The organism is Pseudomonas oleovorans subsp. oleovorans (genome assembly GCF_002197815.1).
Lineage (GTDB): Bacteria > Pseudomonadota > Gammaproteobacteria > Pseudomonadales > Pseudomonadaceae > Aquipseudomonas > Aquipseudomonas oleovorans.
Window position 1 is genome coordinate 142,651 of the sequence record NZ_NIUB01000001.1, and the last position, 21,120, is coordinate 163,770.

Annotated in this window: 15 protein-coding genes; 8 read left to right on the plus strand and 7 right to left on the minus strand. The window is 64.1% G+C overall.

Translation table 11 applies throughout. The features are described 5' to 3' along the window. Positions 1–7: 7 nt before the first annotated feature. The 7 genes from PSOLE_RS00660 to pilG form a co-directional block, all read right to left on the minus strand. Positions 8–1,027, minus strand: coding sequence for a chemotaxis protein CheB (locus tag PSOLE_RS00660; RefSeq protein WP_074855191.1), 1,020 nt, complete (start codon positions 1,025–1,027; stop codon positions 8–10). Next, a complete protein-coding gene (locus PSOLE_RS00665) occupies positions 1,024–8,301 on the minus strand; it encodes an Hpt domain-containing protein (RefSeq protein ID WP_074855190.1) in 7,278 nt (2,425 codons plus the stop codon). The genes PSOLE_RS00660 and PSOLE_RS00665 overlap by 4 nt, the downstream gene beginning before the upstream one ends. A gap of 25 nt (positions 8,302–8,326) precedes the next feature. Next, complete coding sequence (locus tag PSOLE_RS00670) at positions 8,327–9,187, minus strand: protein-glutamate O-methyltransferase (protein ID WP_074855248.1); 861 nt, start codon at positions 9,185–9,187, stop codon at positions 8,327–8,329. A gap of 60 nt (positions 9,188–9,247) precedes the next feature. Then, a complete protein-coding gene (locus PSOLE_RS00675) occupies positions 9,248–11,284 on the minus strand; it encodes a methyl-accepting chemotaxis protein (RefSeq protein WP_074855189.1) in 2,037 nt (678 codons plus the stop codon). Positions 11,285–11,368: 84 nt separating this feature from the next. Beyond that, a complete protein-coding gene (locus tag PSOLE_RS00680; protein WP_003458791.1) occupies positions 11,369–11,902 on the minus strand; it encodes a chemotaxis protein CheW in 534 nt (177 codons plus the stop codon). 45 nt (positions 11,903–11,947) lie between these two features. Then, positions 11,948–12,313: a twitching motility response regulator PilH gene (gene pilH / locus PSOLE_RS00685; protein WP_003458790.1), complete on the minus strand. Its 366-nt coding sequence runs from the start codon at positions 12,311–12,313 to the stop codon at positions 11,948–11,950. Positions 12,314–12,359: 46 nt separating this feature from the next. Beyond that, the gene (gene pilG, locus PSOLE_RS00690) at positions 12,360–12,767 is read right to left on the minus strand and encodes a twitching motility response regulator PilG (RefSeq protein ID WP_003458788.1); all 408 of its coding nucleotides are present in this window, start codon (positions 12,765–12,767) and stop codon (positions 12,360–12,362) included. A 241-nt stretch (positions 12,768–13,008) separates the two neighbouring features. Between pilG and gshB the strand changes: the two genes are divergently transcribed. The 8 genes from gshB (at position 13,009) to PSOLE_RS00730 (ending at position 21,062) form a co-directional block, all read left to right on the plus strand. Beyond that, the gene (gene gshB / locus PSOLE_RS00695) at positions 13,009–13,965 is read left to right on the plus strand and encodes a glutathione synthase (protein ID WP_074855188.1); all 957 of its coding nucleotides are present in this window, start codon (positions 13,009–13,011) and stop codon (positions 13,963–13,965) included. Between the two features lie 88 nt (positions 13,966–14,053). Continuing rightward, positions 14,054–14,950 (plus strand): energy transducer TonB, encoded by an 897-nt coding sequence (locus PSOLE_RS00700; protein WP_074855187.1) that lies wholly within the window; start codon positions 14,054–14,056, stop codon positions 14,948–14,950. Between the two features lie 121 nt (positions 14,951–15,071). Further along, positions 15,072–15,641 carry a YqgE/AlgH family protein gene (locus PSOLE_RS00705; RefSeq protein WP_074855186.1) on the plus strand — a complete coding sequence of 190 codons (570 nt, stop codon included), beginning with the start codon at positions 15,072–15,074 and terminating at the stop codon, positions 15,639–15,641. Further along, positions 15,638–16,075, plus strand: a complete 438-nt coding sequence (gene ruvX / locus PSOLE_RS00710; protein WP_088339282.1) for a Holliday junction resolvase RuvX — start codon at positions 15,638–15,640, stop codon at positions 16,073–16,075. Before PSOLE_RS00705 ends, ruvX begins: the two co-directional genes overlap by 4 nt. Positions 16,076–16,105: 30 nt before the next feature. Further along, complete coding sequence (gene pyrR, locus PSOLE_RS00715; protein WP_072423459.1) at positions 16,106–16,609, plus strand: bifunctional pyr operon transcriptional regulator/uracil phosphoribosyltransferase PyrR; 504 nt, start codon at positions 16,106–16,108, stop codon at positions 16,607–16,609. A gap of 11 nt (positions 16,610–16,620) precedes the next feature. Then, positions 16,621–17,628: an aspartate carbamoyltransferase catalytic subunit gene (locus tag PSOLE_RS00720; protein ID WP_003458776.1), complete on the plus strand. Its 1,008-nt coding sequence runs from the start codon at positions 16,621–16,623 to the stop codon at positions 17,626–17,628. Beyond that, complete coding sequence (locus PSOLE_RS00725) at positions 17,628–18,899, plus strand: dihydroorotase (RefSeq protein WP_003458775.1); 1,272 nt, start codon at positions 17,628–17,630, stop codon at positions 18,897–18,899. The genes PSOLE_RS00720 and PSOLE_RS00725 overlap by 1 nt, the downstream gene beginning before the upstream one ends. 255 nt (positions 18,900–19,154) lie before the next feature. Beyond that, positions 19,155–21,062: a beta-ketoacyl synthase gene (locus PSOLE_RS00730; protein WP_074855185.1), complete on the plus strand. Its 1,908-nt coding sequence runs from the start codon at positions 19,155–19,157 to the stop codon at positions 21,060–21,062. Positions 21,063–21,120 lie beyond the last annotated feature (58 nt).

Consider the following 21,120-nt stretch of genomic DNA (forward strand, 5'->3'; position numbering starts at 1 on the left):
AACGTCCTCAACTGCAATGTTCGGCGAGGTGATTGACCAGCGCCACGGCCAGCTCACGCGGGTCGGCACTGAAGCTGCTGTAACCGCCTTCGCGCAGGCTGTCGGGCATGCTCGGGCTGGCGCAGCTGTCGGCGCGCTGGGTCCAGATCAGGCCACCCTGGCGTTTGACGTAGGCGGCGGCGGCGCTGCCATCGCTGCCCATGCCGCTGAACGCGATCACCCCACACTGGGCACCGAACTGCTGCGCCAGGTTGAGCATCATCTGATCGATGGAGGGGCTGTACGGCTCAGGCCAGCCGCGCTCGGCAAGCTGCATCGCGCCGTCTTCGGCGAAACCCAGCTCGCGGGTGATCGGCACCACCACCACCTCACCACAACGCACCGGGTCGCCATGACGTGCCGAGTTGACGTGCCACTGACTGTGCCGACCGACCGCCTGCGGCAATGCCGCCTCGAAACTGGCGCCGATGTGTTGGGCATAGATGAAACCGATGGGCAGGCCACCCGGCAGGGCATCGAGAAATGCCTTGACCGCTGCCGGACCACCCAACGAGGCAGCCAGCAGCCATACCTGACGGGCCGGTTCGCCAGCTTTCAGCGGCGTGTTGGCCAGTGCTTGCGGCAGTTCCAGACGCGCCGGACGCTGCGCTTCGTCGAGCAGAGCCTGCAGGCTCGGCCCGACCGCCTGGGTCGGATCGCCGACCAGGCGCTTGAGCTTGCCGAACAGGCTGCGCTCCCAACGCGGGTAGTTCTCCGAATGGCGCTCGGGGGCATGGCCCTCGCCGAACAACACCGGGGCGCTGACACGCTCGAGCAGGCTGTCGACCAGCGGCGAATCTTCCGACTGGGCCAGGTCCACCAACCACAGGTCGGTCTCGCAGGCTGCCAGTTGCTCCTCGTCGAGCCGCGTCGGGTCGCTGTTGAGCACCACCTGATAACCGCCACCGGCCAATGCCTGCTGCAGCACGTGGCGCTGCAGCGAGGTGTCGGCAATTACTGCGATACGCGCAGAGGTTTTGTCTGTCATGTCCGTTTGACCCGATGGCTATCCACCAACTGAGCGATGGTGTCGAGCAGCAAGGACTCCTGATAGGGCTTGCCGAGGTACTGATTGACGCCGATGGACATGGCCCGCTCGCGGTGCTTCTCGCCGGTACGCGAGGTGATCATGATGATCGGCAGATCCTTGAGGCGCTCGTCGTGACGCACCAGCGTAGCCACTTCGAAACCGTCCATGCGCGGCATCTCGATGTCCAGCAGCATGATGTCAGGCTTGTGCTCCTGCAGCTGGGCGATGGCATCGACCCCGTCCTTGGCGGTGACCACGTTCATGCCGTTACGCTCGAGCAGACGGCTGGTGACCTTGCGCACGGTGACCGAGTCGTCGACCACCATGACCAGCGGCGGCCGGTCGGCCTCGACCTCTTCATTGGTCGCAGCCTGACGCGAAGCCAGGCGCGGCATCAGCTGATTCTGCAGATGTGCATGCAACACACGAATGGTCGCCAGCAGATCGAGAATCACCACCACGCGGCCGTCACCGAGGATCGTTGCACCGGAGATCCCGTGCACCCCGGCGAACTGCGGGCCGAGGCTCTTGACCACGATCTCGCGCGAGCCGGCCAGGCTGTCCACCTGCACCGCCACGGCGTGCTCGCTGGAACGCACCAGGATCACCGGCAGCGGCAGGCTCTGGCCCACCAGCTTGGGCTGCTGACCGTTGTTCAGCAGATCGCCCAGGTACTTCAGTTCGTAGGCCTGTCCGGCGTACTCGAAACGCGGCGCGTCGGGCGCGTAGTAGGCCTCCAGCTCGTAGGGCGACACCCGCACGATACCTTCGATGGTGTTCAGCGGGATGGCATAGAGGTCCTCGCCGGAGTACACCATCAGCGCGCGGTTGACCGACACGGTGAACGGCAGGCGGATGGTGAAGCGGGTGCCCTGGCCGACGGCCGAATCGATGCTCATCGAGCCGCCGAGCTGCTTGACCTCCGAATGCACCACGTCCATGCCGACGCCGCGGCCGGAAATCTGCGTGACCTTCTCGGCGGTGGAGAAACCGGCCTCGAGGATGAACTGCAGGATCTCGTGATCGGTCAGGTCGCTGTCGGCATCCATCATGCCGCGCTCGATGGCCTTGCGCCGCACCGCGTCGAGGCGGATGCCGCCGCCGTCGTCGTCGAGGGTGAGGACGATGTCGCCGCCCTCGCGACCGAGGTTGAGGCGGATGGTGCCGGTTTCCGGCTTGCCGACGTCGCGGCGTACAGCGCTGGGCTCGATGCCGTGATCGACGGCGTTACGCAGCATATGCTCCAGAGGCGCGACGATGCGCTCGAGCACGGTGCGGTCCATTTCCCCGTCGGCGTTGCCGACGACGAATTCCACCTGCTTGCCCAGCTCGCCGGCCACCTGGCGCACGATACGGCGCAGACGCGGCACCAGACGGTCGAACGGCACCATGCGGGTGCGCATCAGACCTTCCTGCAGTTCGGTGTTGACCCGCGCCTGTTGCAGCAGCAGGGTCTCGGCGTCGCGGTTCTTCGCCGCCAGGGTTTCCTTCAGATCGAGCAAGTCCGAAGCCGACTCGAACAGCGCACGGGACAGCTGCTGCAGTTGCGAGTGGCGGTCCATCTCCAGTGGGTCGAAATCTTCATAACCGGCGCGCTCGGCTTCGGCCTGATAGCGACTGAGGATCTGCGCCTGGGTCTCGGTGTCGAGACGGCGCAGCTGGTCACGCACGCGGTCGATAGTCGCTTCCATCTCGCTCAGGGTGAAGCCGACATCGCTCACCTGCTGCTCGACACGGCCACGGAAGATCGAGGTCTCACCGGCCAGGTTGACCAGCCCCTCGAGCAGCTCGGCCGGTACCTTGACCAACTCCTGTGGCGCGCGGCGGGATGCCGCCTCCAGTGCGGCCTCCTGTGCGCGCTGCACGAACGGCAGCACCTTCGGCGCCTGCAACTGGTTCGGCACGTCACTGGCAGCAACGATCGGGTTGAGCAGATTGTTCACGGGCGCCGTCGCTGGCTCCGCTGCGACTGCCACCGGCTCATCAGCGAGGCTGGCGCTGAGGCGCTGACGCAACACGTCGAGCTCTTTCTGCAAGCCTTCGAAACCGGACTGCAGATCCAGCAGCAGACTCTCCGGCCACGGTGCGCCCTGCTGCAGCGCCTCGCTGAGGTGCTGCTCCAGGTCGTGGCTCAGATCGCCAAGGCGCTTCTGCCCAGCCAGGCGTGCGCCACCCTTGAGGGTGTGCAGGATACGCAGCATTTCGTCGATGGCGCCGCTGTCGTCGCGCTGTTCTTCCCAGCGTCCAATGGCGGCTTCCATCGCCTCGAGCAAGTCGTCGCCTTCCTCAAGGAAGATGTCGAGGATGTCGCTGTCAGCCTCTTCGGTGTCGTCGCTCTCGACCACGGCCTTGAGCTGCACTGCCGACGGCATGCTCAGTTGCTCGTCAGGGTTGGCACGAAAACGCTTGATCGTCTCGATCAGGGCATGGCCTTGCGGCACTGCGCGCTGACCACGCACGGCCTCGAGCATCTCGGCCAAACGGTCGTGGCAGGCCTGCAGCAGGGTAAACAACTCCTGACTGGCTCGCAGGCGACCGCCACCGAGCCCCTCGTAAAGGAATTCCAGCTCATGGGCCAGATCACCGATTTCACGAATCTCGGCCATGCGCGCACCACCCTTGAGGGTGTGCAGGTCACGCTGCAGGGCTTCCAGCTCCAGACTGTTGTCGACGTCGCCCATCCAGCGCTGCAGAGCGGCACCGGCACTGTCGATGATGTCGAAACCTTCCTCGAGGAAGATTTCCACCAGTTCGGGATCGCGCTCTTCATGCCAGTTGGCCAGCGTCGTGCCTTGTGGCTTTGACTCTGGCTCGACGACAGCCTCGGCCAGCGGTGGCAGTTCGTCTTCGGGCAACACCAGCTCGACTTCGTCGATCAGCGGCAACCCTGCCTCAGGCTCTGCCTGTGGCGCTTCGTCGAGCACGATGTCGTCTTCGACCAGTGCCAGAGGCGGCAGCTCGAAGCTATCGGGCTCCACCGTTTCGATCGACTCGACGAGCTCGTCGTCCAGCGCCGGTTCAACCTGAGCCACGGCGGCCGACAGACTCTGCGGCGTGCCACCCTGGCGGAACTGACGAATTGCCTGAATCAGGTCGTCACCAGAGACCAGCGGCTGGCGGGCCTGCAACTGATCGAGCATCTGCGCCAGGCGATCATGGCTTTGCTGCAACAGGCTGCCCAGCGCCGGCGAATAGTTGTAACGGCGATCGACCAAACCCTCGTAGAGCGACTCCAGTTCGTGGCCAAGATCGCCAATCGGGCGAATCGCGGCCATCCGCGCACCACCCTTGAGGGTGTGCAGGTCGCGCTGCAGCGAGGACAACGGCATGGTGTTGTCCGGCTCACTGAGCCAGCGCTCCAGCGCCTGACCGGCGCTGTCGAGAATATCCACAGCCTCCTCGAGGAAGATCTCGACCATTTCCTCATCGAGGTCGGCGTCGACAGGGCTGAAACCCAGTTCGGCCTCGGCCTGCAACTCCAGGCCAGCGTCCTCGAAGATTGCCGGTTCGGCGAGCGTCTCTTGCCACTGCGCTGGCTCAGCCTCAGCTTGCTCCAGCTCGGCAGTGGCCTGGTCCAGCTCGATGATTTCCAGCCCCTCGACGCCAGGCGCCAGCAAGGCCAGGGTATGCGGATCGATGGCTTCGCTGAGCAGCTCACGCAGCGCCTGGACGCGCTCGGGTTGCGGGCTGACCTGCAAGGCCGCAGCGACCTGATCCATCATGCCGATCAGCGCTTCGTGAGCCTTTTCCGCTTCGTCGAAGAAGCGTTCGCTAACGGCCAGGCTGCCTTCCTCGACGGCACCATAGAGATCCAGCAGGGCCTCGCAGAGCTCGTCGATCTGCGGCAGCTCGGCCATTTCGGCGCCACGACCGAGCGTGGTCAGCTCTTCCAGCAGCGCAGACAGCTCCTGGCGCTCGGACGGATGCTCGCGCCATTTACGCAGCAGGTCCTCGGCATCCAGCAAGATGTCCATGCCTTCGGCGAGGAAGATGCTGATCATCTGCGGATCGCGGCTTTCGCCGCTCTGTGCCATGCGCTCGTCTTCGGCGTTGGCGAGACGCTCTTGATGCAGCGCCTGGACCCGGGCAAGGAATGCCTCGGCGCCGGGAATAGGTGCCAGAGGCTGAGTCTCGAGATTGTCGAGCCCGATACGGAACACGCCCTCAGCGCTGCTCAACAACTCGGCGGCCGCCAGATCCACCTGAATCAGGTTGGTCTTGAACTCCTTGACCAGCTTCTCCAGCGGCGCAGCGATTTCTGCCACCGGCAGGATGCCGGCCATATAGGCACTGCCCTTGAGGGTGTGCAGCGCACGCTGCAGGTCGTCGGTGACTGGCTGCGGTAGCTCCTGGGCGCAATCGGCGAGAAAGCCCACCAGGGTATCCAGATGGGTTTCCGCCTCGTTGCGGAAGATTTCCAGCAACTGTGGGTCAAGGGGCTCACCATTGAGGGGCTCGCCGTCGAGAGACTCGCTATCGAGCGGTTGGTCGGTGACCGACTCGACCTGCTCGACGACCTCGGTAGCGTCGTCCACGCCCACGGGCTCGGCTACCTGCTGGGTGGCCGGGGCGTCAGATTTTGGGGGCGTCAGACCCTTGGCCAGGGCATGCGCGGTGGCCGCCAGTAGATCGACATCGTCACGCTGACGCTGAGCCTTGGCGGCGAACTCGTCGACCAGCGCCGGCATCAGCGCCACTACGTCGAGCACCACCTGCTGCACCGGTGCACTCGGTTCGATGCTGCGGTCCAGCACGCGGTTGAGCAGGTTCTCGATGGACCAGCCCAGCTCGCCGATGATCAGCGCGCGAACCATGCGGCCGCTGCCCTTGAGCGTGTGGAAGGCCCGACGCACTTCGATCAGCGCGTCCTTGTTATCGGTATCGGCCTGCCACTGCGGCAGGTATTCGCCGATGGTTTCCAGCACTTCGCCGACTTCTTCGATAAAGACTTCCAGCAGCTCTTCGTCCACCGGCTCTTCGTCGGCAGGCGGCGGCAGCAGGCTCGGCGGCACGTCGGCAGCAGGTGGGTTGATCGCCTGTACCGGAGCGGCCATGACATCGGCCATCGACAGCGGCTTCTCCGCCGCCGGTTCATCCGGCAGTTCCTGCACCTGCGGTGCGCTGGGTAGCTCGACTTCCGGTAGTTCCAGATCGGCCAGTTCCAGCTCATCCCACTGCGCCGGCTCGGCCAGTTGATCCAGGCTCAGCTCTTCGAGCTCAAGCTCCGGCTCGGCGTCAAGCAGCGGTGCGGCAACGGTTTCTTCGTCCTGCAGGGCGGGTAGCTCTTCAAGCTCGTCCAGCTCGAAGGTAAAGCTGTCGGCAGTCTCACGGGCGTCCGACTGCTCAGGCTCAGCGTCCAGCAGTTGCAGATCCGCAACCTCATCGCTGGACGGCTCGACTACATCGAAGATCAGCGCCTCGGTCTCGGCCAGGGGCTCTTCGAGCTGTTCGTCCTCGGCGCCCAGCAGTTCGATTTCCTGCAGCGGGTCAGCCAGCGGCGCCAGGCTTTCCTCCTGCGGTTCGACGCGGTCGAGAATCGACGGTTTTTCCTTGAGCGGATAACCCAGTGCTTCCAGGCTCTCCTCGGCGACGTCGAGAATCAGGTCACCCTGGGTGCCGTGATCCTCGGCCAGACGCTCGAGGTAGTACTCGACGCTGGTGATGGCGTCGGCCAGGGTATCCAGGCTCTGCCAGTTGGGCACGGCCTGGCGCGCCAGCAACTGTTCCTGGATGTAGCGGTTACAGGCATTGAGCAGGTCGGCGGCGCGCTGCAGCGGGATCATCGCCAGGCCGCCACGGACCTGAGTCAGCAGCTCGGGCACGCGAGCCAGGTGCTCGTGGTTCCACTGCGAAGCAATGAACTCGATGATCGCGTCCTTGGCCTGTTCCAGACCATTGCGCGCTTCCTTGATCACCAACTGATGGATCTGCGCCACGTCGGTGGTGGGCAGACGGCTCTGTTCGTTCTGGCTGGCCTCACTAGGGCCGACCATGCCGGCCAGGGTCGCTTCGACATAAAGCAGCGCACCAGCGACATCCATCAGTACGGCGTCGTTGGGCTCACGCTGTCCCAGGGACAGGCTGTGAACCACGTCGATCTGGTCGAGGATGACCTTGCGCGGCTGACCGAAGCCCAGCACCGCCAGGGTATCGGCGATCTGCTTGAGTGGCGCCAACAAGGCGTCCAGCTCGCCGGGCTGAGTGCGATCACTGCGCACGAACAGGTCGAGGCTGTCCTTGACCCGTACCAGCTCTTCACAGAGCGCAGCGACCACCGAGCGCATGGCATCGCGGTCCGGGCCGGCCAGACGGGCACGCTCTTCGTCCACCACGTCGGTGTCAGGCAGCGCCTCGTCGAGGCGGTACTGCTCTTTCAGCGCACGGATACGCGGCGACTGCGCCGGCGCCTTGGCCACGTAAAACAGCAGATTCTTGGTCAGTTCATCCGGGGCGGGCTGGTTGATGCCATCGGCGCCCTGTTCGACCAGGCGCTTGAGTTCCTTGTCGACCTGGCGCAGCAGGGTGCGCACCGACGTGCCATTGACCACGCTGCCATTGGCCAGGCCTTCGACCATACCGGATGCGATCTGCCACAGACCGCCCAGCGGAGCGTCCTGGCACAGGGTTTCCAGGCGCGCGAAGACCCGCGCCATGTAGCCCAGGTTAGTGGGCAGGTCCTGATTGCGGATCACGCCGACCAGGGCCATCTGCAGCATCTGCCGCAGCTTGCGCAGCAGCACCGGCAATTCGGCGGTACGCAGGCGCGCCATGCTGCCTTCCGGCAGCGCGGGCAGGCGTGCGGACATGTCCGGGGAGAACAGGCTGGTTTCCGACAGCAGCTTTTCGCCACGGGCGGCGCGCAGGTCGTTGAGCAGCGGCAGCACGACCATGGGCAGGTCGCGGCGAGCGGTCTGGATGCGGTCGAGGTACACCGGCAACTGCAGGATGGCCTGCATCAGTACTTCCAGGGCTTCTCCCTGATTGGCCACGCGACCTTCCATCAGCGCCTTGGCCAGCTGTTCCATTTCCTCGGCGAGCAACGCCGCGCCGTAGAACTCGACCATCTGCAAGGTGCCGTGAACCTGGTGCACATAGGTCAGGCAGAAGCGCATGCGCGTGGGGTCCTGCGGGTTCTCGACGAACGCCTCCAGAGCCTGACGCGCCTGCTTCAGGGTTTCCCCGATCTCGCCTTTGACCCACTCCAGGGCGACATAATCATGCCGATCACCCATAGCCACTCCACTCATAAACTTGGCCTTATCCCTTGCGGGTAAACGCCAGAACTCGCTCGTCGGCCACCGGCACCAGTTGCGGGTGCTGCCAACCGGCTACTTCGCCCACACCCACGACCAGCAGGCCACCCGGCGCCAGGCTCTCGGCCAGGCGATTGAGGATGTCGCGGCGACGCCAGCGGCGGAAATAGATCAGCAAGTTCTGACAGAAAATCACATCCATGCCGCACATTGGCGCATTGGCCAGTTCCAGCACATTGAGCCGGGCACAGCACACGCGCGCAGCCAGGCTCGGTACTACCTTGAAACGCCCATCGGCCTGCGCGAGAAAGTAGCGCTCGCGCAGCTCGTCACTCACCTGCTCCAGGCGCCGCGCCGAGTAACAGGCCTCACGCGCCTTGCTCAGCACGCCCTGGCTGATATCGGTGCCGGTTACCGCAAAATGCTCGGGCAACTCGCTGCCCTGTAGCGCCTCAGCCGCCATAATCGCCAGCGAATAGGGCTCTTCACCACTGGAGCAACCCACGCTCCACAATTCCCAGGGCTTGCCCAGGCCTGCCGCCAGGCGCTCCTGTAGGTACTGCGCGAGCACCTCGAAGGAAGGCCCATGCCGGAAGAAACGGGTTTCCTGTACGGTCAAACGATCCAGCAGGGTCGACCACTCCACTGCGCCGCGTGGGCCATCGGTGACCTGTTGGTAGTAGCTGGCGTAATCCGTGACGCCCAGTTCGCGCATGCGCGCACTCAGGTTGGTCTGCAGAAAAGCGCGCCGCTGCTCGCTGATCACCACACCGGTACGCGCCTCGAGCAACGTCTGCCAGTCGTGGAAATCGGCTTGCGACATATCGGCCACCGGGCGCAATGCCCACACGCCCGCTGACTGCATACCTTCGCCCTGGGTCATGGCTGTGTAGCAGAGGCTGCAGCCAGCCTCCGCACTCCTTTATCAGGCGTCTGGCAGGGTGAAACCGGATACCGACTTGCGCATCTCACTGGCCATCTTGGCCAGGTTACCAATGCTCTTGGCGGTGGCGGTGGTACCCGAGGACGTCTGCGAGGTGATCTCCTGGATCACGTTCATGGTGTTGGAAATGTGACCCGCAGACGAAGCCTGCTGACGGGCGGCGTTGGAAATGTTCTGGATGAGGGCCGCGAGGGTTTTCGATACCTTCTCGATCTCTTCCAGGGCCACCCCGGCGTCCTGCGCCAGGCGGGCACCGCGCACCACTTCGGAAGTCGTCTGCTCCATGGAGATAACGGCTTCGTTGGTGTCGGTCTGAATGGTTTTTACCAGCGCCTCGATCTGCTTGGTCGCCGCCGAGGAACGTTCTGCGAGGCGTTGTACCTCGTCCGCTACCACGGCGAAGCCGCGACCGGCATCACCGGCCATCGACGCCTGGATCGCGGCGTTCAGTGCAAGGATGTTGGTCTGGTCGGCAATGTCGTTAATCAGGCTAACGATGTCACCGATCTCCTGGGACGATTCACCGAGGCGCTTGATTCGCTTCGAGGTGTCCTGGATCTGCTCACGGATGTTATCCATGCCGGTGATGGTGTTGTGTACGACTTCGTTGCCCTTGTTGGCGATGGCTACGGAACGTTCCGCTACCGCGGAGGATTCCGAGGCGTTCGCCGATACCTGGTCAATCGACACGGCCATTTCGTTGATCGCCGCGGAGGCACCGGCAATTTCCTGCGCCTGGTGCTCGGACGCTTCCGCCAGGTGCATCGCCGTGGCCTGGGTTTCCTGGGCCGCACCGGCTACCTGAACGGCGGTCAGGTTGATGGTGGCTACCAGGTCGCGCAGCTGGTCGATGGAGTAGTTGATGGAGTCGGCGATGGCACCGGTGAAGTCTTCGGTTACTGTCGCGGCCACGGTCAGGTCACCGTCGGCGAGGTCGGCGATTTCATCGAGCAGTCGCAGAATCGCCGTCTGGTTACGCTCGTTCTTCTCGGCGGTTTCGGCCAGTCGGCGGTTGGTTTCACGCACCATCACCAGACCGATGAGAATGATCGAACCCAGCGCCAGGGCACCCAGCACGTAGCCGAACAGGGTATTGATGGCACGGCCCGAGGCCAGGTCTTCGAAACCGGCGGCCAGTTCGGAGGCCTTGTCCAGCAGGGTCTGCGAAACGGTGAAGATCGAGTTCGCCGATTCACGCACCTGGAACAGTTCCGGCGAGGTTTCTAGAATTTCGTCCACCGAGCCGGAGACGAACTCGAACAGCTCGGAGATTTCCGACAGGCGCTCAAGCGCCTCTTCGTCGGTCACCTGGGTGATCTCCATGGCGGCATTGCCTTCGAGCATGGCATTGAGCACGCGGCCGAAGAGGCTGGCATCACGACCAAACATGTCGGCGGCCTGTACCGAATCTTCGTCACCGGCCAGCACCTTGTTCACCGAACCCAGAATACGTTCAGCCAGCAGCGACTGGCGCTGAGCCACGGAAACCTGAGCCGCCGGCGCACCACTTTCCAGCAGGATGTCGACCACTTCCTCGTACTCGACCTGCAGTTGCGGAATGGTTTCCGCCAGGGTGGCGGCTACCTGGTGCAGCGACAATACGGTCTGCTCGCTGGCGAGAATGGCGTCGGTGTTCTGCCGCAGCGCATCCCAGTCCTTCTGTACGGCAGCCATTTGCGCCTGTACAGAGGCCGGCGCTGGCGGCAGACCGGTGCTGGCATCGCCATCGGTCAGATAACCCCAGCGCTGCTGGAAGTCGTTACGCGCCTCGCGCAACAGTCCGAAAGCTGGCGCCGTACCTGCGGCCGCTTCATTGGCGTCCTTGGCGATACGCTGGGACAGTACGCGCAGCTCACCGGCGTGACTGATGTACTCGGTATCGTAGCCGGACTGGGTGTTGATGTAGGCGAAGTTCGCGAACAACAGCACGATGGACACGATAAGCACCACGAACAGCGCTGCGATCAGCGAACTGCTGCGTGCCCCCGCCAACAAATTGCCTGCATTGATTTTTTTCATTTTCTGGCCCCCGCCTGGACCGACCGCACTACGGTTCCCATGTAACGCCAAAAGGCCGGCAGAACCGACCCAACCGATAAATCTTTAATAAGCCACATCGAGAAAACCCGGATCGGCAGCCAGCGCGTAGGGGCTGAATACCAACCAGGGCTGTTCTCGCTGGAAGACACCGTGGATGAACGGCGCAATGCTCGCCTCGAGAGGCGGCAGTTGTTCTGAGTAGGCATCCACGGGGAAATGCTGCATACCGAAGACTTCGTCGACCGTCAGGCCGGCGAAGATTTCCTGGTGGTCGACCACCAGCACCCGCCGCTGCTTGCGCAGCGGCGACAGTTCATTACCGAAGAACCCGCACAGATCCATGATCGGCAACAGGCGGCCACGCACGTTAGCCACCCCTTTGACCCAACTCTTCACGCCTGGCAACAAGGTATAGCGCGGCTCGTGCAAAACCTCACCCACCTCCCCCATGGGTGCAACGAACAGGCGCTCCCCCATACGAAAGCCGATGCCGCTCCAGGTCTGCACCGCCGCCTGCTGCGACGGCAGGCCAGCCGCCAGGGCACGGCAACGCTGGTCAATCTCAAGGAGAATCTGGAAAGGAGTCTGCGCAGACATGCCAGCCTTGGCCTTCTTTTTATTTAGTACACGGACAGCACGGCATCAGCCGGCCAGTACCGCATTGAGGGTCTTCAGCAAGGTATCTTCGTCGATCGGCTTGGTCAGGTAGTCCTTGGCGCCTTGGCGCTTACCCCAGACCTTGTCGGTTTCCTGATCCTTGGTGGTGACGATGATCACCGGAATGTGGCTGGTCTCGGCGTCCTTGGTCAGCTGACGCGTCGCCTGAAAGCCGTTGAGGCCGGGCATGACGATGTCCATCAGCACCGCGTCGGGCTTTTCCTGGCGAGCCAGAGCCACGCCGTCAGCGCCGTTTTCCGCCTTGAGTACCTGGTGCCCATGTTTTTCCAGCATGGCGGTCAGCTTGTACATCTCGGTCGGGGAGTCATCAACAATCAGAATTCGAGCCATGGTGTTTCCCAATACAGAAGTGGCGTACGGCGGTCAGGCCGGAACGTCAGGAGGCTTGTTCCACCGGGGTGAAGTCCGGCACATGAGCCTTGATCGCACCGAGCAGCTCTTCCTTGCTGAAAGGCTTGGTCAGGTACTGATCGGAGCCGACGATACGCCCCTTGGCCTTGTCGAACAGGCCGTCCTTGGAGGACAGCATGATCACTGGCGTGGACTTGAAAGCACTGTTGTTCTTGATCAGGGCACAGGTCTGATACCCATCGAGACGCGGCATCATGATGTCGACAAAGATGATGCTGGGGTGAGTGTCGGCAATCTTGGCCAGGGCATCGAAGCCATCGACCGCAGTGATGACATCACAGCCCACTTTTTTCAGCAGAGTTTCAGCGGTGCGACGAATCGTTTTCGAATCGTCGATCACCATCACTTTCAAACCCTCGGAATGCTGTTCCATTTTCGCCCTACCATCGCCTCGGTGAGTCGTTATATTCGCGTTATCAGTATGCCTGAGGCCCAGTTGCCGATGGGCTTTGGCCCAATCGTCGGGCCTTTGTAGCACACTCTCCAGATGCAATCTATAAGCCTGCCGGGGCTGCGCCAGCCCTTGACCAAGGCCATCGCCAACGCCACCCTGACAGCCTCACAAGGCATAGCCAGCCAGGCCTTAACCCTCTTACCTCGCGGAGATTTCCCCCATGAGCCTTCGTCTCGGGATCGTCATGGATCCGATTGCCAGCATTTCCTTCAAGAAGGACAGCTCGCTGGCCATGTTACTGGCCGCTCAAGCACGCGGCTGGTCGCTGTTCTATATGGAGCAGCAGGATCTCTACCAGGTTCGTGGCCAGGCCCGTGCCCGCATGCGCCCGCTGGAGGTATTCAACGACCCGCAACGCTGGTTTGCCCTGGATGCCGAACAGGACACGCCGCTGGCCGAACTGGACGTGATCCTGATGCGCAAGGATCCACCCTTCGACAACGAATTCGTCTACTCCACCTACCTGCTCGAGCAGGCGGAGCGTGATGGTGTCCTGGTCGTGAACCGGCCGCAGAGCCTGCGTGACTGCAACGAAAAATTCTTCGCCACCCAGTTCCCTCGGTACACACCACCTACTCTGGTCACCCGGCGCCCCGACATTGTGCGCCAGTTTGCCGATGAGCACCGTGACATCATTCTCAAACCCCTTGATGGCATGGGTGGTTCGCAAATCTTTCGTCACCGTGAAGGCGACCCGAATCTTTCCGTGATTCTGGAAGCACTGACCCTGCATGGTCGCCAACAGATCATGGTTCAGGCCTACCTGCCGGCAATCAAGGACGGTGACAAGCGCATCCTGATGATAGATGGGGAACCGGTACCCTATTGCCTGGCACGCATTCCGGCTGCCGGGGAGACCCGCGGCAACCTGGCCGCCGGCGGCCGCGGCGAGGCGCGCCCGCTGACCGAGCGCGATCGCGAAATTGCCGTAGCAGTCGGGCCTACCCTGCGCGAAAAGGGCCTGATCTTCGTCGGACTCGATGTGATTGGTGATCATCTGACAGAAATCAATGTCACCAGCCCGACCTGCATCCGCGAGATCGACGCCGCCTTCGATACCCGTATCGGCGAACGCCTGATGGACTGCATTGCCAACAAGCGCGGACTAAAAGCTTGACGCAAGTGGCAGCCTGGCGCCTGCAACTTGCAGGCGCCCACCGCTACCCGGCAGACTGCGCGACATTCGAAAGCAGACCCGATACGCGATGAACGCAGCAGCCTCCCCAACCAGCGCGCCCTCCGCCACCGTCCGACCGGCGGATCGCCTCGGGTTCACCCTCTTTCTTGCCGCCGCACTGCACGTAGCGATGATTCTTGGCGTCGGCTTCACCCTGGAGTCGCCACCGGAAATCAGCAAGACACTGGAAATCACCCTGTCCACCTTCAAGAGCGAAAAAGCACCGGACAAGGCCGATTTCCTCGCTCAGGACAACCAGCAAGGCAGCGGCACCCTGGAGCATACCGCCGCACCGAAGACTACCGAGCAGGCGCCCTTTCAGGACAGCGAGGTGCGCAAGGTCACGCCGCCCGCCACGCCGCAGCAGCCCGCCACCCGACAGGAGACGCCCAAGGCCGCCGTCGCCACCCGCGCCCCGCAGCAGCAGAAGACGCCAGTCAAACGCGAGGAAGCCAAGCCGGTTGCGACAACGCGCCCGGCGCCGGTATTCGACGCTGCCCAACTGTCCGCCGAGATAGCCAGCCTGGAAGCGGAACTGGCGCAGGAGGTGCAGGCCTATGCCAAGCGCCCGAAGATTCATCGCCTCAACGCGGCCTCGACCACGCGCGACAAGGGCGCCTGGTACAAGGACGAGTGGCGCAAGAAGGTCGAACGCATCGGCAACCTCAACTACCCCGACGACGCCCGCCGCCAGCGCATCTATGGCAGCCTGCGCCTGCTGGTGTCGATCAACCGCGACGGTTCGCTGTATGAAGTACAGGTGCTGGAATCATCCGGCCAGGCGGTACTCGACCAGGCCGCGCAACGCATCGTGCGCCTGGCCGCGCCCTATGCCCCCTTCACCGGCGACCTGGCCGATATCGACCGCCTGGAAATCATCCGCACCTGGCGCTTCGAGCGCGGCGATCGACTGTCGAGTAATTAGCCAACCCTGATCCTCGGTGCGCACGGCGCCCCCTGCGAAGTGGCGCCAGCAGCCTGGGTGAAAACCGGCAAAGCGCTGCTCACGCTTGTAGCTTGCCGCCTGTCGTTCCAAACTAGGCGTCATGAAGAAATCAGCCCCAACTTCGCTCAAGCACCACTTCCTGATCGCCATGCCGCACATGGACGATCCGAATTTCGCGCAAACCGTCACCTACCTGGTCGAACACAACGAGCAGGGCGCGATGGGCCTGGTGATCAACAAGCCCAATGGCCTCAACCTGGCCGATGTGCTGGAGCAACTACGCCCTGATGAGGAGCCCGCGGCACTGTGCCACAGCCTGCCGATCTTCGCCGGCGGCCCGGTACAGACCGACCGCGGCTTCGTCCTGCATCCAGCCGGCTCGCAGTTCCAAGCGACCCTGGAGCTGGGCGAGCTGGGCCTGTCCACCTCGCAGGACGTATTGTTCGCCATCGCCGACGGCAGCGGCCCGGATCGCTACCTGATCACCCTTGGCTACGCCGGCTGGGATGCCGGGCAACTGGAAGCCGAACTGGCCGACAACGCCTGGCTGACCTGCCCCGCCGACAGCAACATTCTTTTCGACCTGCCGTTCGACCAGCGCCTTAACGCCGCCGCCGCACGCCTGGGGGTCAACCTCAGCCTGCTGACCTCGCAGGTCGGGCACGCCTGATGAGCGACAAGCCACTGCGCCTGCTGCTGGGTTTCGACTATGGCACCAAGCAGATCGGCGTCGCCGTCGGCCAGGTGATCACCGGCCAGGCCCGGGAGCTGTGCGTGCTCAAGGCGCAGAATGGCGTGCCGGACTGGAGCCGCGTCGAAGCGCTGTTCAAGGAATGGCAGCCGGACGCCGTGGTGGTCGGCCTGCCGCTGAACATGGACGGCACGCCCAGCGAAATGAGCGCCCGCGCCGAGAAATTCGCCCGCCGCCTCAACGGCCGCTTCAACCTGCCGGCCTACACCCACGACGAACGCCTGACCACCTTCGAGGCCAAAGGCCAACGCCTGCGCGAAGGCCAGAGTGGCGGCTATCGCGAGCGCCCGGTCGATGCCATTGCTGCAGCCTTGTTGCTACAGGGCTGGCTAGAGGAAAACTGCACGGGTTGATCGAGTCGGCCCGCACCTAGGAGTTTCGCCATGCTACCCAACCCCAACGACCTGCTACCGGCCATGGCCAGTGCGCTGACCCAGCATCTGAACCAACGCCAGATCAGCGAGCCGCGCTTCATCGGCATCCGCACCGGCGGCGTCTGGGTCGCCCAGGCCCTGCTTGCCGCCCTGGGGCGCGATGACGCGCTGGGCATCCTCGATGTGTCCTTCTACCGCGACGACTTCACCCAGAACGGCCTGCACCCGCAGGTGCAACCGTCCGAACTGCCGTTCGAGATCGAAGGCCAGCACCTGGTGCTGATCGACGACGTATTGATGAGCGGGCGCACCATCCGCGCAGCGCTGAACGAACTGTTCGACTACGGCCGCCCCGCCAGCGTGACCCTGGTCAGCCTGCTCGACTTGGGCGCCCGCGAGTTGCCGATCCGCCCCGACGTGGTCGGCGCCACCCTGTCGCTGGCCACCAACGAGCGGGTAAAATTGTCCGGCCCCACGCCGCTGACCCTCGAACTCCAGACGCTCGCCAACTGAGACTCCCCGCGATGACGCCACTCGCCGCCAAGCGCCCGCTGCAGCTCAATGACCAAGGTCAGCTGCGCCACTTCCTCTCACTCGACGGCCTGCCTCGTGAGCTGTTGACCGAAATCCTCGACACTGCCGACTCCTTCCTCGAAGTCGGCGCGCGGGCAGTGAAGAAAGTCCCGCTGCTGCGCGGCAAGACCGTGTGCAACGTGTTCTTCGAGAACTCCACGCGCACCCGCACCACCTTCGAGCTGGCCGCCCAACGCCTGTCGGCGGACGTCATCAGCCTCAACGTCTCCACCAGTTCCACCAGCAAGGGCGAGACGCTGTTCGACACCCTGCGCAACCTCGAGGCGATGGCCGCCGACATCTTCGTCGTGCGCCATGCCGACTCCGGCGCCGCGCACTTCATCGCCGAGCACGTGTGCCCGAACCTGGCGATCATCAACGGCGGCGACGGCCGCCACGCGCACCCGACCCAGGGCATGCTCGACATGCTCACCATCCGCCGCCACAAGGGCGACTTCGAGAACCTGTCGGTGGCCATCGTCGGCGACATCCTGCACTCGCGGGTGGCACGCTCGAACATGTTGGCGCTGAAGACCCTGGGCTGCCCGGATATCCGCGTCATTGCGCCGAAGACCCTGCTGCCCGTCGGCCTGGAGGAAAGCTACGGTGTGCGCGTATTCAGTGATGCCAATGAAGGCCTCAAGGACGTCGACGTGGTGATCATGCTGCGCCTGCAGCGCGAGCGCATGCAGGGCGGCCTGCTGCCCAGCGAGGGCGAGTTCTATCGCCTGTTCGGCCTCACCGAGCAGCGCCTGAAACTGGCCAAGCCGGATGCCCTGGTGATGCACCCAGGCCCGATCAACCGCGGCGTGGAGATCGAGTCGGCAGTGGCTGACGGCCCGCAGTCGGTGATCCTCAACCAGGTCACCTACGGCATCGCCATCCGCATGGCCGTGCTGTCGATGGCCATGAGCGGGCAGAACGCCCAACGTCAACTCAACGCCGAGGAGGCCAACTGATGCGTACCGCAATCCTCGGCGCTCGCGTGATCGACCCGGCCAGCGGCCTGGATCAGGTCACTGACCTCTATATCGACGGCACCAAGCTGGCCGCCATCGGCCAGGCGCCTGCTGGCTTCGTCGCCGACAAGACGCTCGACGCCCAAGGACTGATCGCTGCCCCCGGCCTTGTCGACCTGTCCGTGGCCCTGCGCGAGCCAGGCTATAGCCGCAAGGGCAGCATCGCCACGGAAACCCTGGCGGCTGCGGCCGGCGGCGTCACCAGCCTGTGCTGCCCTCCGATCACCAAGCCGGTGCTGGATACCTCGGCGGTGGCCGAGCTGATTCTCGACCGCGCCCGCGAAGCCGGACACACCAAGGTCTTCCCCATTGGCGCGCTGAGCAAGGGGCTGGCTGGCGAACAACTGGCCGAGCTGGTTGCCCTGCGCGATGCCGGTTGCGTCGCCTTCGGTAACGGCCTGGACAACTTCCGCAGCAGCCGCACCCTGCGCCGCGCGCTGGAATATGCGGCCACCTTCGACTTGCAGGTGATCTTCCATTCGCAGGATGCCGACCTGGCCGAAGGCGGGCTGGCGCATGAGGGCCCGACCGCCAGCTTCCTCGGCCTGGCCGGCATCCCGGAAACCGCCGAGACCGTGGCCCTGGCCCGCGACCTGCTGCTGGTGGAACAGAGCGGCGTGCGCGCGCACTTCAGCCAGATCACCAGCGCCCGCGGCGCCGAGCTGATCGCCTCCGCCCAGGCACGTGGTCTGCCGGTGACCGCCGACGTGGCGCTGTACCAACTGATCCTCACCGATGAGGCGCTGATCGATTTTTCCAGTCTCTATCACGTACAGCCACCACTGCGCTCGCGGGCCGACCGCGACGGTCTGCGCGAAGCGGTAAAGGCCGGAGTGATCTCGGCCATCGCCAGCCACCACCAACCGCACGAACGCGACGCCAAGCTGGCGCCCTTCGCCGCCACCGAGCCGGGCATCAGCAGCGTGCAACTGCAGCTGCCGCTGGCCATGAGCCTGGTGCAGGACGGCCTGCTGGATCTGCCGACGCTGCTGGCACGTTTGACCAGTGGCCCAGCCGCCGCATTGCGCCTGCCGGCCGGCACGCTGAGCGTTGGTGGCGCTGCCGATATCGTGCTGTTCGATGCGCAGGCCTCCACCGTCGCTGGCGAGCAGTGGTACTCCAAGGGCAGCAACTGCCCGTTCATCGGCCATTGCCTGCCCGGCGCGGTGCGCTACACGCTGGTGGATGGACATATCAGCTACCAGAGCTGAGCCCTTCGAGCCCACCGCCTGGCGGGCTCGCTGTTCGAGGGTGCGCCAGGCGCACCCTCGGCCCTTGCAAAGTCCCATCCCATCCGCGACACGCGCCGCACTTGCCACGACATTGGACGAATGAGTGACTCGACGGTCATGATCCACGTCAGGTTAGGCAGCCGAAATTTTCCAAATGCCACCGCCCTATGACCCCGCCCGCGCCCAAGGCGCCGGCCTGGCGTCGCGCTGGCCTTGTTCAGGAGCTTTTGAGTTATGTCGCGCTTACCTGTGATCGTGGGTTTTGGGGGTTACAACGCAGCCGGGCGCAGCTCCTTCCACCATGGTTTTCGCCGTACCGTGCAGGAGTCGCTGGAACCCCAGGCGCGCCAGGAAACCCTGGCCGGGCTGGCGCAGATGATGAAGCTGGTACGCGTGGTCGATGGCAAGTATCAGGATCAGGACGGCCAAGCACTGAGCCTCGCCGAGATCGAAAGCCGCTACGCCAAGCAGATTCTGGCCGGCACCCTGGTGCGCCGCATCGAGAAACAGCATCTCGACCCGGACGCCGCCCACTGGCAGAAGAGCATCGACGTCGCTCCCGCCAATGGTGCCAACCTGAGCTTCATCACCCAGCGCAAGCAACTGCCCGAGCCACTGCCGGCCAACTGGTCCGTAGAAGAGCTCGACGGCAATGAAGTGCGCGTCACCCTGCACGACAGCTGCGAATTCAAGGTCGACAGCTACCGCCCACTGGCGGTGAAGTCCGCCGGCCAGTTGCCCACCGGGTTCGAGCCGAGCGAGCTGTACAACGCGCGTTTCCATCCGCGCGGCCTGGCCATGACCGTGGTCGGCGTCACTGACGCGCTGCGCTCGGTGGGCATCGACTGGCAGCGCATCGTCCAGCATGTCGCCCCGGACGAGATCGCCGTGTTTGCCAGCTGCATCATGAGCCAGCTCGACGAGAACGGCTTCGGCGGCATGATGCAGTCGCGCCTGAAAGGCGGTCGCGTTACCGCCAAGCAGCTGGCCCTGGGCCTCAATACCATGCCGGCGGACTTCATCAACGCCTACGTGCTCGGCAGCGTCGGCACCACCGGCAGCATCACCGGTGCCTGCGCCACCTTCCTCTACAACCTGCAGAAGGGCATCGAGCAGATCGCCAGCGGCAAGGCACGCGTGGTGATCGTCGGCAGCAGCGAGGCACCGATCAACCAGGAATGCATCGAGGGTTACGGCGCTATGGGTGCGTTGGCCACCGAAGAAGGCCTGCGTCAGATCGAGGGCAAGAGCGACGTGGACTTCCGCCGCGCCAGCCGCCCGTTCGGCGACAACTGCGGCTTCACCCTGGCCGAAGCCTGCCAGTTCGTGGTGCTGATGGACGACGAACTGGCCCTGGAGCTGGGCGCCGACATCCACGGCGCGGTGCCGGACGTGTTCATCAACGCCGATGGCTTCAAGAAATCCATTTCCGCCCCCGGCCCGGGCAACTACCTGACCGTGGCCAAGGCCGTGGCCAGCGCCGTGCAACTGCTCGGTCTGGACGCCGTGCGCAACCGCAGCTTCGTCCACGCCCATGGCTCCAGCACACCGGCCAACCGCGTCACCGAGTCGGAAATCCTCGACCGCGTCGCGGCGGCCTTCGGCATCGAGCAATGGCCGGTCACCGCAGTGAAGGCCTTCGTCGGCCACTCCCTGGCCACCGCCAGCGGCGACCAGGTGATCGCTGCGCTCGGCGCCTTCAGGTACGGCATCGTGCCAGGACTGAAGACCATCGACGCCGTCGCCGCTGACGTGCACCAGGATCACCTGAGCCTGTCCACCATCGATCGCAAAGTGGGTGACCAGGCGCTGGACGTGGCCTTCATCAACTCCAAGGGCTTTGGCGGCAACAATGCCAGCGCCCTGGTGCTGGCCCCACACGTTGCCGAGCGCATGCTGCGCAAGCGTCATGGCCAGGTCGCCTTCGACGCCTACCTGGCGCGCCGCGAGAGCACCCGTGCCGCCGCTGCCGCGTACGATCAGCTTGCCCTGCAGGGCAAGCTGGACATCATCTACAACTTCGGCAACGACATGATCGACGACCAGGCGATCTCCATCACCACCGAAGAAGTGAAGGTGCCGGGCTTCGACCAGCCACTGGTGTTCAGGAAGGACACGCGTTACAGCGATATGCTCGATTGAGCGAAGCAGCAACGACGCACAAACCGTAGGAGCGAGCTCTGCTCGCGAAGCTTCTGGG